The sequence below is a fragment of the Alsobacter sp. SYSU BS001988 genome (genome assembly GCF_054796215.1).
This window is the reverse complement of sequence record NZ_JBTAMK010000002.1, coordinates 314,623-327,974: the sequence shown is the minus strand read 5'-3', so window position 1 is coordinate 327,974 and position 13,352 is coordinate 314,623. Positions and strand designations below refer to the sequence as shown.

The window sequence follows — 13,352 nt, the reverse complement described above, 5'->3', positions numbered from 1 at the left end:
ATGCGAAATGCCGCTGTTGGGACAAGCGCTTGTGGGGATCTGGCATGGCGTTCAGCCCGGCCATGAGGACGAGTACCAGGCCTGGCACACCCACGAGCACATGCCGGAACGGCTCGGCGTCCCGGGCTTCCTGCGCGGCCGCCGCTTCACCGACTGGTCGCTCGAGCCCCATCCCACCTTCACGCTCTACGAGGGCGCGCATCTCGAGACGTTCCGCTCGCCCGGCTATCTGGCGCGCCTGAACGACCCGACCGCGTGGTCTAACCGCGTGCAGCCGACCATGACCTCCTTCCTGCGGGGCGGCTGCGAGGTGCTGCTGACGGTGGGGCAGGGCGTCGGCGGCGGCATGGCCACCGTCCGCCTCGCCGCCCCTGACGGCGACCGGGCCCGGTTCGAGGGCGACCTCGCGGCGGCGGCGCTGCGCCTGCGGGCGCTCCCCGGAGTGACGGCCGTCCACGTGGCCAGGCACGAAGCGGCGGCGACCGGCGGCGAGACGGCGGAGACGCGCATGCGGCCCAGCGTCCACCCGGCGACCTTCAGCCATCTCGTCCTGGTCGAAGGCCTCGGCCCCGCCGTCCTGACGCGGGCCGACGCCGACATGCGGGCGATCCTGGCCGGGGCGGGGGCGCGCGACATCGCCTCGAACGCCTATGCGCTGGAGTTCGAACTTCTGTCCCCGATGCGGTGAGGACGGCGCGGGCTTCGCGCCGGCTCCAGGAGCGTGCAAGGTGCCTTTTCAACTCAGCGGCGCGACCCGCCTCAACATCATCGTCGGAGACCCGATCGCGCAGGTGAAGTCGCCGGCCGGCGTCACGGACGCCTTCGCGGCGCGCGGCCATGACGGGCTGCTGGCCCCCGTGCAGGTGGCGACCGAGGACCTGAAGGCCTTCCTGGCAAGTTGCGACCGGATCAAGAACCTCGACGGCGTCATCGTCACCGTGCCGCACAAGTTCGGCTGCTTCGAGCATTGCCGAACGGCGACCGACAGGGCCCGATTCCTGCGCGCCTGCAACATCATGCGCCGCAATCCGGACGGCGGATGGCATGGCGAGAGATGGTGGACGGCCTCGGCTTCGTGGGCGCGCTCCGCCAGCAGGGCTTCGACCCGGCCGGCCGAAGCGCGCTGCTGGTCGGCGCTGGCGGCGCAGGGTCGGCGATCGCGCTGGCCCTCGTGGAAGCCGGGGTGAGCGCGCTCGCCATCCACGACGCGGACGCGTCGCGCCGGGACAGCCTGATCGGCCGCCTCGACGGCCTCGGCCGAGCCAAGGTGAGCGTGGGCTCGCCGGACCCGTCGGGCTTCGACCTGATCGCCAACGCGACCCCGGCGGGCATGCGGCCCGAAGACCCGCCGCCGGTGGATCTCGCCCGCCTGACCGCCGCCATGATGGTGGGATGCGTGATCACGTCCCCGGCGGTGTCTCCGCTGGTGGCGGCGGCGCGCCGGCTCGGCTGCAGGACGTCGACCGGGACCGACATGTACCAGGCCCTGCAGGGAGCGATGGTCGATTTCCTCCTCTTCGCCGACCCGTCCTGAGGCCGCGCCCGTGATCCGGACGCTCGACCAGATCGTCGACGGGGCGGCCTACGATTGCGTCGTGCTCGGCGCCGGGGCGGGCGGAATGGCGGCCGCGGCCTTCGCGGCGCTGGACGGCGCACGGGTGCTGCTGGTGGAGCGGACCGGGCATCTGGGCGGCACGACGGCCCTGTCGGCCGCGTCGGCCTGGATCCCGAACTCCCTGCATGCGGCCACGGTCGGGGCGGAGGATACGGTCGAGAACGCGTCCCGGTACCTGTCCGCCGTGGTCGGAAACCATGCGCCGCGGAGCCTGCGGGACGCGTTCCTGGAGAGCGGCCCGGCCGCGATCGCGCGGCTCGAACGCGACAGCGACGTCCATTTCCGTCCCTACGCGACGCATCCCGACTACGAGCAGCAGCATGAGGGCGCCACCCTGCGGGGGCGGGCCCTCGAGCCCCTGCCGTTCAACGGACGACAGCTGGGCGAGGATCTCGGCCTGATCCGCCCGCCGATCCCCGAATTCACCATCCTGGGCGGCATGATGGTGGACCGCACGGACATCGGCCACCTGCTGAAGCTCGGCAAAAACCTCGCCTCGACGCTGCATGCGGTCAGGATCCTCGGCCGATACGGGCTGGATCGGCTGGCCGGCCGGCGCGGGACAAGGCTGGTCATGGGCAACGCCCTGATCGGGCGCATGCTGCTGACGCTGAAGAAGCGGGGCGTCGACATCCTCGTCCGGACCGAGACGCGCGAACTGGTCGCCGGCCCGGCCGGGGTGGAGGGCGTCGTGCTCGAAAGCGAGGGCGTGGTCCGGCGCGTCCAGGCGGCGCGCGGCGTCGTGCTCGCCGGGGGAGGCTTCACCCGCCACCCCGCCCGCCGGGCCGAGATGCTGCACGCGCCCGCGCCGGCCGAGAGCCCATGCGCGCCCGGCGCGACCGGCGCCCTGCAGGACCTCGCGCTCCGTCTCGGGGCGCGGTTCGGCGAAGGCGCCCAGGACCACGCGTTCTGGGCGCCGGTCTCGATCCGCAAGCGGGCCGACGGAAGCACGGCGGTCTTCCCGCATTTCGTCATGGACCGCAGCAAGCCCGGCACGGTCTGCGTGAACCAGGCCGGCAGGCGTTTCGTCAACGAGTCCACGTCCTACCACCTGTTCGCGAAAGCGATGTTCGAGGCGAACGGGACGGCCCCCTGCATCCCGAGCTTCATCGTGACCGACGCGGCGGGCCTGCGGAAATACGGCCTCGGCATGGTCCGCATGGGCGCGAAGACGCTTCGGCCCTTCCTCGATGACGGCTATCTGGTCGAGGGCCGGACCCTGGCCGAGCTGGCCGGGAAGCTCGGGATCGACGCGGCCGCGCTCGAAAGCACCGTCGCAGCCATGAACGCCTTTGCGGAGACCGGCGTGGATCCCGAATTCGGCCGCGGCTCGACCGCCTATCACCGGGCGAACGGCGACGCGGCCGCCGGCCTGCCCAACCCCACTCTGGGGAGGATCGACGCCCCGCCCTTCTACGCGGTGCGGCTCTATCCGGCCGACATCGGGGCGGCGACGGGCCTGGCGGTGGACCCGTGGGCGCAGGTGCTGAAGGCCGATGACCGGCCGATCGGGCGCCTCTACGCCTGCGGGAACGAGGCGCATTCCGTCATGGGCGGAACCTATCCGGGCCCCGGCGTCACCATCGGCCCCGCCATCGCCTTCGCCTACCGCGCCGTCCAGCACGCCCTGGGGCGCACGACGGAGTGACGGGAGGGAGGGTGGTGGGCCCGGCAGGACTCGAACCTGCAACCAGACCGTTATGAGCGGTCGGCTCTAACCATTGAGCTACAGGCCCCTTGCGTTTCCTAGGGTTTCGCGACCCGGTGCGCAACCCCTCCATGGGCCTCGAAGACGAGCCCTGGACGCGACGCCGGCGCGTTCTTCAGCGTTGGGCGGGCCTGTCGCTCGACGGCCGGCCGGACGGGGCGCTTCCCGGGCGGAGGCGTTGCGGTCGCGTCCCTTGCCGGGCGAAGCCGCGATTGCTAGATAGGCCGCAATCCAGTCCCACTCGGCGCAGAACGGAAGGGCGGCCATGGCCTCCTATCAGTACGTCTATCACATGCAGGGCCTCTCCAAGACCTATCCGGGCGGGAAGAAGGTTCTCGATAACGTCCACCTGTCGTTCTACCCCACCGCCAAGATCGGCGTCCTGGGCGTCAACGGGTCCGGAAAGTCGACGCTCCTGCGCATCATGGCGGGCATCGACAAGGAGTTCGTGGGCGACGGCTGGGTGCAAGAGGGCGCGCGCGTCGGCTACCTCGCCCAGGAGCCGCAGCTCGATCCGGCGAAATCGGTGCGCGAGAACGTCATGGACGGCGTCGCGCCCCAGAAGGCCGTGCTCGACCGCTACAACGAGCTCGCCATGAACTACTCGGACGAGACCGCGGACGAGATGATGGCCCTGCAGGACGAGATCGAGGCCAAGGGCCTGTGGGATCTCGACTCCAAGGTCGACCAGGCGATGGACGCCCTGCGCTGCCCGCCGGACGACGCGGACGTCTCCAAGCTCTCCGGCGGCGAGCGCCGCCGCGTGGCGCTGTGCCAGCTGCTGCTGTCGCAGCCCGAACTGCTGCTGCTCGACGAGCCCACCAACCATCTCGACGCGGAGTCCATCGCCTGGCTGGAAGGCCATCTGCGCGACTATCCGGGCGCGATCCTGATCGTCACCCATGACCGCTACTTCCTGGACAACGTCACCGGCTGGATCCTGGAGCTCGACCGCGGCCGCGGCATCCCGTACGAGGGCAACTACTCGTCCTGGTTGAAGCAGAAGCAGAAGCGCCTGCAGCAGGAGGGCCGCGAGGACGAGGCGCGCCAGCGCGCCCTGGAGCGCGAGAGCGAGTGGATCCAGGCCTCGCCGAAGGCGCGGCAGACCAAGTCCAAGGCGCGCATCCAGCGCTACGAGGACCTCGTCGCCAAGCAGTCGGACAGGGCGCCGACCACCGCGCAGATCATCATCCCGGTGGCCGAGCGGCTGGGCAACAACGTCATCGACTTCCAGGACCTGTCCAAGGGCTATGGCGACCGCCTGCTCATCGACGGCCTGACCTTCAAGCTGCCGCCCGGCGGCATCGTCGGCATCATCGGGCCGAACGGCGCGGGCAAGACGACGCTGTTTCGCATGATCACCGGCCAGGAGCAGCCGGACGCGGGCTCCATCACGATCGGCGAGAGCGTCAAGCTCGGCTATGTCGACCAGTCGCGCGACGCGCTGGACGACAAGAAGACCGTCTGGGAGGAGGTCTCGGGCGGCAACGACGTGATCTATCTCGGCAAGCGGGAGTTCAACTCGCGCGCCTATTGCGCGGCGTTCAACTTCAAGGGCGGCGACCAGCAGAAGAAGGTCGGCATGCTTTCCGGCGGCGAGCGCAACCGCGTGCATCTGGCCAAGATGCTGAAGAGCGGCGCCAACCTGCTGCTGCTCGACGAGCCGACCAACGACCTCGACGTCGACACGCTGCGGGCGCTGGAGGAGGCGCTGGAGGATTTCGCCGGCTGCGCCGTGGTGATCAGCCACGATCGCTTCTTCCTCGACCGCATCGCCACCCACATCCTGGCCTTCGAGGGCGAGAGCCATGTCGAGTGGTTCGAGGGCAACTTCCAGGACTACGAGGAGGACAAGAAGCGCCGCCTCGGCATCGACAGCACGATCCCGCACCGGATCAAGTACAAGAAGTTCTCGCGCTGAGGCGCTTGCCCGCTTCCTCCAGGACCGCGCCGCTCAGGCCGCGCGGTCCAGCTCGGCCAGGCGGGACGCGACGCGCGACAGGCGCGTGACCTGGTCGTTGTAGTCGCTGAAGCTGCCCAGCTCCGTGCGCAGCTCGTCGAAGCGGGTGCGCGCCACCTCCAGCACGCCGCGCAGCTCCAGCTCCAGCCGCTGGCTGGAGCCGCGCGCGACGCGCACGGTCTGGGACGTGTCGTGCACCTGGCGCCCGACGGCGTCGACCGCCGACTGGATGAGCGAGATGGCCTCGCCGCCCGAGCGCTCCATGCCGTGGGCGGCCTTCTCCAGCGCGATCTTGGTGTCGGTGGAGAGCTTGCGGATCTCGTTGGCGACGACCGCGAAGCCGCGCCCGGCGTCGCCCGCCCGCGCCGCCTCGATCGTGGCGTTGAGCGAGAGCAGCGCCGTCTGGTCGGCGATGCCCTTGATGACGTTGAGCACCGTCTCGATGCCGCGGCCCACCTCGGTGAGCTTGCCGAGCTCGGCGTCCAGCTGCGCGCGGGACCTTTCGTAGACGCCCAGCGCCGAGGTGGTGTCGGTGAGCTTGGCCTCCACGCTGGCGATGTCGTTTGAGAGGTCGCCGACCTTCTGGCTCACCAGGTTGATCTGCTCCACCAGCCGCGCCCCGGCCTCCAGCTCATGCTTGAGCATGTCGATGAGCCGGCGGCGCGCCTGGCCGAGATAGTCGGCGTGAGCGACCCGGCGGTGCAGGAAGTAGCTGGAGAAGCGGGCGTAGTGCACCGGCAGGTCGTCCACGTAGCGGTCCCGGAACGGCGTTCCGGCCGGGACGTGGAAGAACATGATGGCGCACAGGGTCTCGTTGATGTTGATGCCCAGGAGCTCGCCGAAGGTGGAGAACCCCGCCGTCGGGACGCCGTCGAAGAGGCGGATGCGCGCCAGGTCGGGCCCGTTGTTCAGCCGCCGGCAGATGCAGTCCGACAGGATGGCGCCGACCGGCCGCGGCTTGTCGCGCATGAACTCCGCAAAGGCCAGGGCGGTGGAGTCGGCGATGTCCTCGCCCTCCAGGAGCCACAGCCGGTCGCCTCGCCCGATGTCGCAGAAGAAGGCGATGGCGCCTTTCTCCAGGTCGATATTGGCGATGGAGCGCACATACATCTCGCCGTCGAGCTCGATGCCGAGCGTGCGCTTGCGCATCTTGGCCGCGAGATCCGCGCGCGTGCATTTCAGGACCTTGCAGAGCGCGTCGATGATCGACGCCGGCTCCAGGTGGTCCTCTCCGGCGACGAAGGACACGGTGCGCTTGGGCAGGTCGGACTCCAGCACCAGGAAGCTGGTTTTGGTGCGCCGGAAATTGTGCGTCTTCAGGACGCCGAAGCGGAATTCCGGCGCCACCTTCAGGAAGGCGAGGATCGCGACGCTCTGGACGGCGCGGCGGCCGTCATAGAGCCAGGTGTTCTTGAAATCGAAGGCGCCGCCGGCCGATCCGCCTGCGAACAGGCAGGGGAAGCGGCCGCTCTGGTAGATCGCCTCCATCAGGAAGCTTTCGCTGGCCGACAGGCCGTCGACCAGGGTCAGGGCCAGCGTGTCCTGCATGTTGATGGTGAAACGGGGCGAAATCTGCTCCACCTCGCGGCGGATCAGCGCGACGCGCTCCGCCTCGGTGTGCCTGACCGCGCCCGCGCGGATGTCGCCGCAATGGAGGTCGACGACCGCGATGGACACGTCGGCGATCATCGCCCGAGAGAAAGTCTGGACGACGACGGTGTCCCACGGCGCGTCGGCCGGGAGATAGAGCGAGGCTTCGGGCGAGCTGCACAGCTCGCCCGCCGTGGAGACGCCCAGCAGCGTCGTCGCGGCGGGGGCGACGCGGCGCAGGGCGTCCATGGCGGCCGCGAAGTCGCCGTGCGGGGTGACGAAGGCCAGCGTCAGCGCGGCCGGCTCGCCGTTCATGTGGAACGCGTCGGCCTTCAGGTCCGCAAGCTCCCGGATCCTGAGGACGCGGGTGGCGATGTGGACGGGGGCGGGCCGGGGCTCCTCGCGCGCCGGGTCCGGCTGGACGAGAGTCGCCGGCGCGGCGGGCTGGACCTGCGGCGAGAAGTGCTGGAAGAGGCGGGCGAGCATGGCGCATCCGGTTGGGTCGGTTGCACAAGGTGGCGCCTGAAGCTGAAGATTTGATTGACAATTGTTAAATCGACGCTGTGGACGATGCGTCGCCACGGAGGCGCGCGGCTTGCGAAGCGCCGGCCCCGCTTTGACTTCCCCCCGCCGCCCGGCGTATCTGGCTGAGGAAACGCAAGCGAGGATCATCGTGTCCGTTTCCGGCGCCGACCTGCATCACGACCAGCCCGCCATGCGCATCGTCGCGTCCGCCGAGGACGCGGTGGATGCGCTCGAGCGGCTCTACGACGCCGCGACCGCGGCCCTTCGTGGGGCGTTGGAGCGCTATCTGGCGCATGGAGCGCCGCCCAGCGCCGAGGAGCGGCGCGCGTTCCGCTATCCGGCGCTGTCGCTGGTCTATCAACCGGACGGCGTGCCGGCGACCAACCGGCGGGCCTTCGCCAAGTTTCCGGCCCCCGGCGTCTACACCACGACGATCACCCAGCCGAAGGCGTTCAGAACCTATCTGCTGGAGCAGCTGCGGCCTTTGGTGAACGAGTTCGGCGCCGTGATCTCCGTCGGCCCGGGCGACCAGGAAATCCCCTATCCGTATGTGTTCGAGCGCGGCGACGAGCTGGGGCGCGGAGGCGTGACGGCGGCCGAGCTGGCGCGCTTCTTTCCGACCCCGCTGCTGTCGGCGGTGGGCGACGAGATCGCCGACGGGGACTTCGTCATCCGCGAGGGAGAGCCCCGGCCGCTGTCGCTCTTCGACGCGGTGCGGGTCGACTACTCGCTGCGGCGGCTGGTGCACTATACGGGATCGGACTGGCGATCGATCCAGCCCTGGATCCTGCTCACCAACTATCACCGCTATGTGGACCAGTTCGTCCGGTGGGGAGTGGAGAAGCTGGCGCAGGGCGCGGGCCCGCACGATGCGCTGGCGCTGCCCGGCGGCGGCGTGATCCGGCCCGGCATGCCGTCGGCCGAGGTCGACGCCCTGGTGGCGGACGCGCCCTGGCACCGCTTCCAGATGCCGGCCTACCACCTCACCGCGCCCGGCGGCATGGGGGTGACGCTGGTCAATATCGGGGTCGGCCCGTCCAACGCCAAGAACATCACGGATCACCTGGCGGTGCTGCGGCCCCACGCATGGCTGATGGTGGGCCATTGCGGCGGGCTGCGGCAGAGCCAGGTGATCGGCGACTATGTACTGGCGCACGGCTATCTGCGGCAGGACCGCATCCTCGACGCGCTGGTGCCGACGGACGTGCCGATCCCGGCCCTGGCGGAGGTGCAGGTCGCCCTGCAGGAGGCGGCCGCGCAGGTGACGGGAGACCGCGGCGAGGCGCTGAAGCGGCGGCTGCGGACCGGCACGGTCGTCACCAACGACGACCGGAACTGGGAGCTGCGCTGGACGCAGGAGCGGCGGCGCATCAACCTGTCGCGGGCGATCGCGGTCGACATGGAGAGCGGCACGATCGCCGCGCAGGGTTTCCGGCTGAGAGTGCCGTACGGAACGCTGCTGTGCGTCTCCGACAAGCCCCTGCACGGGGAGATCAAGCTGCCGGGCGCCGCCAACGCCTTCTACGAGCGCGCCATCGGCGAGCACCTCAATATCGGCATCGCGGCCCTCGACATGCTCAAGAGCCAGCGCGAGCAGCTGCATTCGCGCAAGCTGCGCAGCTTCGACGAGCCGCCTTTCCGCTGACGAGCGTCAGAGCAGCCGGCCGGCCTCCGGGCTGAAGGGCGGGATCTCGCCCCGCCGCACCAGGGCGTCCAGGATCACGGCCGCCCCGATCCTGTCCGCGACCGCGCCCGGGTCCCAGCCGTCGGGCCCGTAGGCGCCGGAGACGTAATGCTGGCATCCGCACCACAGGTGGGGCGCGAACACGCCATGCTGCCGGGAACCGAACCCGCCATGGGCCTACAGGCGGTGCAGGATGCGCGAGAGCGACCAGTCGGGAGCGGGCGAGGCGAAACCCAAAAGCGTCAGCGCGTCGACCGCGGACTCCTCCCAGGCGAAGGGCGGCCGGCCGGCCGGAGGCCGTCCGCGAGGGACCGTGACGGTCCGGTCCGTCAAGGGGTCGCCATTGTGGAGGTGCAGGTCCAGCCGCGACCCGTTCTGCATCTCGGCGATCAGCGCCACCGCATGCCAGGGCGCGCCGCCGAGCTGCGCGCCGACCCGCTCGGCCGGCTCGCGCGAGCGCAGCACCCGCTCGGCCGCCTCCTGGATGGCCGCGCGCCGGCCCGGCGCAGGAACCATGCCGGCGAAGAGCGCCCTGTACTCGGCCCTCAGCGCCTGGAAATCGGTGGTCCTGGCCGGGGCGGCCGGAAGCGGCGGGCGCTGGCCGGCGGGGTTGGGCGCCGGATAGGGCGCGTCCTGCGCCAGCTCCCCGGCGTCGGCGCCCGAGGCGAGCGCCGCGCGGGTCTCGGGGCCGGCCTCGCCGTCGACGATGAGGCCCTGGCTGGCCTGGAACGCCGCCACGGTGGCCTCCGTGCGGCGGCCGAAAAGGCCGTCGATGGGGCCGGGGTCGTAGCCGGCGGCCATCAGCGCCAGCTGGATCTCGCGCACCTCGGGGGAGGGCTGCGGGAAGGCCTCCACGCGCAGCACGGCGTCCTGCTGGCGCGTCGCGTCGCGGCTGGCGTAGGTCAACTCGGGCAGGAACACGCCCGCGTCCCAGCGGCGCCGTCCCATGGCGTCTCCGACGACCACGCCGCGCCGCTGCCCGGCCGCCTCGATCGTGCGTCCATCTCCGCACGAGAGGGCGACGTGGCCGAATTCGGGCGGCCCGTCGGGGCTGAAGCGGAGCAGGATCGCGCCGGGCGTGCGGATCGCCTGCTCCACGCCGACCAGGGCCCCGCGGCGCTGCGCGTCGTCGCGCCAGGCTCCCGGGCTCGCCGTGCCCGCGGCCCCGGAGGGGTCGCAGCCGAACAGCAGGCCATAAGCCTGGTAGACGCTCCAGCTCGCGAGGTCGGCGGAGGTCCACCGGTTGGCCGGGACGGGCGACCTGTAGTTGACGTGCGAACCGGGGATGTGGTCGTCGCCGACCAGGCGCTCGGCGATCACAAGAACGTCCATTCCATTCACGGCGGACCTCGCGACAATTGATGCTGAAAACAGGTTCCGGCGCTGGACGCGAGCGCCTAAAATTCGACAATGCCGAAGCCTGAGTTCATCACGAATTCGGGGGAGGTACAATGCTTGGTTGCGGCCCACGACAACTCCCGTGAATGACGAATGACTCATCTGACGATTGAAGAGCTGACGCGCGACTTCCCGCTGTTTTCCGCCGCCGTCGTCGTGGCGGACGATCTCTCCATCCCGGCGGAGCGCTCCGCCGAACTGGCGGCCGCGATCGCCGAGCGCGAGGAGGCCTGCCGGGCGCGGTGGGGCGGGACGGACCTGTCCGCCATCCCGGGCGTCGCCGCCTGGCGCTCCGCCTACCGGGCGTTCGGGATCAAGAAGACGAGCTATCGCTGCTCGGTCGAGCGGCTCGTGAAGAACGTGCTGGCCGGGCGCGAGCTGCCGCGGATCAACGGCTTCGTGGACGCCTACAACGCCGTGTCGCTCGCGCATGTGCTGTGCGTGGGCGCAGACGATCTGGACAGGATCGCGCCGCCGCTGGCGTTCCGGTTCTCCCGTCCGGGCGACACCTTCATGGACATGGCGGCCGAGCCCGGGGAAGACCCGAACGATCCGCCCAAGCCGGGCGAGGTGGTCTACGCCGACGCCCGCCACGTCCTCTGCCGGCGCTGGAACTGGCGCCAGGACGCGCGCAGCATCATCACGCCCGACACCCGACGTGCGGTCGTGACGCTGCAATCGAACGGCGAGGGGGAGGCGAGGGCCGCTGCGGACGACCTCGCGGCGTGGCTCGGGCGCGTCTGCGGCGCAACCTGCCGAATCGTCGTGGCGGACGCGGCGACTCCCACGGTGGAGTTCTAGTCCTTTTGCATCCTGCTCCCGATGCGACGCCGCCTTTCGCCGGGGCGACGTCCAGGCTTGCCAGGAGCGTGATGCCGATATAAACATATCTTTATGTCGAAAGCGTTCTTGCCTCCGCCCCAGGACCCGCTCGTCAGCCTCCAGGATCTCGTGGGGTCGCTGCGAGCGGCCGGAGAGGACACCCGGCTGCGGGTGCTGTCCCTGCTGGCGGAAGGCGAACTCAACGTCTCGGACCTGACCGACATCCTGGCCCAGTCGCAGCCGCGCATCTCGCGCCATCTCAAGCTGATGGCCGAAGCCGGCCTGATCGAGCGCCACCGGGAGGGCGCCTGGGCGTTCTTCCGCATCGCGGAGCGCACGCCCGCCGGGGCCCTGGCGCGCCTGCTCGCGGCCCGGCTCGATCCGGCGGATCCGGTGGTGGCGGCCGACAAGGCGCGTCTCGCCGCCGTGCGGGCCGCGCGCTCGGACGCCGCGCAGGCCTACTTCAACCGGCACGCCGTCGAGTGGGACAGGATCCGCTCGCTGCACGTCTCGGACGACCAGGTCGAGACGGCGGTGCTCGACGCCGTCGGGCCGCGCCCGATCCGGGCGCTGCTGGACCTGGGCACCGGCACCGGCCGGATGCTGACGCTGCTCGCGCCCCGCGCGCAGCGCGTCGTGGGCGTCGACAGCAACCACGCCATGCTGGCGGTGGCGCGCGCCAATCTGGAGCGCGCGGGCGTGCGCGGCGCGGTCCTGCGGCAGGGCGACATCTATGCGCCCCCGGTGGAGCGCGACGCCTTCGACCTCATCGTGGTCCACCAGGTGCTGCACTTCCTGGAGGACCCCGCCCGGGCGCTGCGCGAGGCGGCGGCGCTGCTGGCGCCCGGCGGCCGCATCATCGTGGTCGACTTCGCCCCGCACGGGCTGGAGTTCCTGCGCGAGGCGCACGCTCACCGGCGGCTCGGCTTCGCCCGCGACCAGATCGAGGCGTGGCTCGACGAAGCCGGGCTCGACGCCGTGTCGCATCGCGCGCTGGCCGGGCCGGGCGACGTCTCCGACCGCCTCACCGTGTCGCTCTGGGTGGGACGCGACCGCCGCGTCGTCACCGACATGCCGTCACGCTCCAGCCAGGAGGTCGCCTGATGTCGCGCGCCCCCGTCCGCGTCAGCCGCCGCTGCGGCAAGCGTCCCATCCGGGTGTCGTTCGAGTTCTTCCCGCCGAAGACCGACGACGCCGAGGCCGCCCTGTGGGACTCGATCCACCGGCTCGCCCCGCTCGGGCCCGACTTCGTCTCCGTCACCTATGGGGCGGGCGGCACGACGCGCGAGCGGACGCAGTCGACCGTCACCCGCCTGGTGCGCGACACCGCGCTGCTGCCGGCGGCGCATCTGACCTGCGTGGGCGCGAGCCGGGCGGAGGTCGACGCGGTGGTGCGCGACTACGCCGCCGCCGGCGTGAGGCACATCGTGGCGCTGCGGGGCGACCCGCCGGGCGGCGTGGGCGCGCATTACGCGGCCCATCCCGAGGGCTACCAGAGCACGGCCGAACTCGTGCGCGGGGTGCGCGAGGCTGGCGACTTCGAGGTGTTCGTCTCGGCCTATCCCGAACGCCATCCGGAGAGCCCGTCCCTGCAGCACGACCTCGACGTGCTCCAGGCCAAGGTCGACGCCGGCGCGACCCGCGCCATCACGCAGTTCTTCTTCGACAACGACGTCTATTTCCGCTTCCTGGACAAGGTCCGGTCGCGCGGGATCGACATCCCGATCGTGCCCGGCGTCGTGCCGGTGCAGAACTTCCGCCAGACCGCCGGCTTCGCGGCGCGCTGCGGGGCGAGCGTCCCGGCCTGGCTGGCGGACCGCTTCGAGGGGCTCGACGACGACCCCGCGACGCGCCGCCTGATCGCCGCCGCGGTGGCGGCCGAACAGGTCATCGATCTTCTCGACCGCGGGGTCCGGGACTTCCACTTCTACACGATGAACCGCGCCGACCTCGTCTACGCCATCTGTCACCTTCTCGGGATGCGGCCCCAGGCCGAGGCGGACCACGCCGGCGACGAGCCGCTCCCGATGGCGGCCCAATAGGCGCAAAC

General features: G+C 70.9%; 10 protein-coding genes, 1 tRNA gene and 1 pseudogene. 8 read left to right on the top strand and 4 right to left on the bottom strand.

Features of this window, described 5'->3' with window-relative positions:
* Positions 1-7 precede the first annotated feature (7 nt).
* From ACYVO7_RS05555 to ACYVO7_RS05545, 3 genes and pseudogenes are all read left to right on the top strand, one after another.
* A complete protein-coding gene (locus ACYVO7_RS05555; protein WP_460448839.1) occupies positions 8-688 on the top strand; it encodes a hypothetical protein in 681 nt (226 codons plus the stop codon).
* A gap of 40 nt (positions 689-728) precedes the next feature.
* Positions 729-1,534 (top strand): annotated as a pseudogene (locus ACYVO7_RS05550) (shikimate dehydrogenase family protein).
* 10 nt (positions 1,535-1,544) lie between these two features.
* Complete coding sequence (locus tag ACYVO7_RS05545; RefSeq protein WP_460448838.1) at positions 1,545-3,263, top strand: FAD-dependent oxidoreductase; 1,719 nt, start codon at positions 1,545-1,547, stop codon at positions 3,261-3,263.
* 12 nt (positions 3,264-3,275) lie between these two features.
* Here the strand turns inward: ACYVO7_RS05545 and ACYVO7_RS05540 are convergent.
* A tRNA-Ile gene (locus tag ACYVO7_RS05540) sits at positions 3,276-3,351 on the bottom strand.
* A gap of 237 nt (positions 3,352-3,588) precedes the next feature.
* Between ACYVO7_RS05540 and ettA the strand changes: the two genes are divergently transcribed.
* Positions 3,589-5,244 carry an energy-dependent translational throttle protein EttA gene (gene ettA, locus ACYVO7_RS05535; protein ID WP_460448837.1) on the top strand — a complete coding sequence of 552 codons (1,656 nt, stop codon included), beginning with the start codon at positions 3,589-3,591 and terminating at the stop codon, positions 5,242-5,244.
* A gap of 33 nt (positions 5,245-5,277) precedes the next feature.
* Here ettA and ACYVO7_RS05530 read toward each other — a convergent pair whose 3' ends face one another.
* Positions 5,278-7,359 carry an FIST N-terminal domain-containing protein gene (locus ACYVO7_RS05530; protein WP_460448836.1) on the bottom strand — a complete coding sequence of 694 codons (2,082 nt, stop codon included), beginning with the start codon at positions 7,357-7,359 and terminating at the stop codon, positions 5,278-5,280.
* Between the two features lie 229 nt (positions 7,360-7,588).
* On the opposite strand from ACYVO7_RS05530, the gene ACYVO7_RS05525 reads away from it, so the two are divergent.
* The gene (locus ACYVO7_RS05525) at positions 7,589-9,043 is read left to right on the top strand and encodes an AMP nucleosidase (protein WP_460449124.1); all 1,455 of its coding nucleotides are present in this window, start codon (positions 7,589-7,591) and stop codon (positions 9,041-9,043) included.
* Positions 9,044-9,049: 6 nt separating this feature from the next.
* Here ACYVO7_RS05525 and ACYVO7_RS05520 read toward each other — a convergent pair whose 3' ends face one another.
* Both ACYVO7_RS05520 and ACYVO7_RS05515 read right to left on the bottom strand, forming a co-directional pair.
* Positions 9,050-9,226, bottom strand: coding sequence for a hypothetical protein (locus ACYVO7_RS05520; RefSeq protein ID WP_460448835.1), 177 nt, complete (start codon positions 9,224-9,226; stop codon positions 9,050-9,052).
* A gap of 33 nt (positions 9,227-9,259) precedes the next feature.
* Positions 9,260-10,414: a peptidoglycan-binding protein gene (locus ACYVO7_RS05515; RefSeq protein WP_460448834.1), complete on the bottom strand. Its 1,155-nt coding sequence runs from the start codon at positions 10,412-10,414 to the stop codon at positions 9,260-9,262.
* A gap of 159 nt (positions 10,415-10,573) precedes the next feature.
* On the opposite strand from ACYVO7_RS05515, the gene ACYVO7_RS05510 reads away from it, so the two are divergent.
* The 3 genes from ACYVO7_RS05510 (at position 10,574) to metF (ending at position 13,344) form a co-directional block, all read left to right on the top strand.
* Positions 10,574-11,281: a B3/B4 domain-containing protein gene (locus ACYVO7_RS05510; RefSeq protein WP_460448833.1), complete on the top strand. Its 708-nt coding sequence runs from the start codon at positions 10,574-10,576 to the stop codon at positions 11,279-11,281.
* Between the two features lie 93 nt (positions 11,282-11,374).
* On the top strand, positions 11,375-12,406 hold the full coding sequence (locus ACYVO7_RS05505) for an ArsR/SmtB family transcription factor (protein WP_460448832.1): 1,032 nt from the start codon (positions 11,375-11,377) through the stop codon (positions 12,404-12,406).
* On the top strand, positions 12,406-13,344 hold the full coding sequence (gene metF, locus ACYVO7_RS05500) for a methylenetetrahydrofolate reductase [NAD(P)H] (RefSeq protein ID WP_460448831.1): 939 nt from the start codon (positions 12,406-12,408) through the stop codon (positions 13,342-13,344). Before ACYVO7_RS05505 ends, metF begins: the two co-directional genes overlap by 1 nt.
* Positions 13,345-13,352 lie beyond the last annotated feature (8 nt).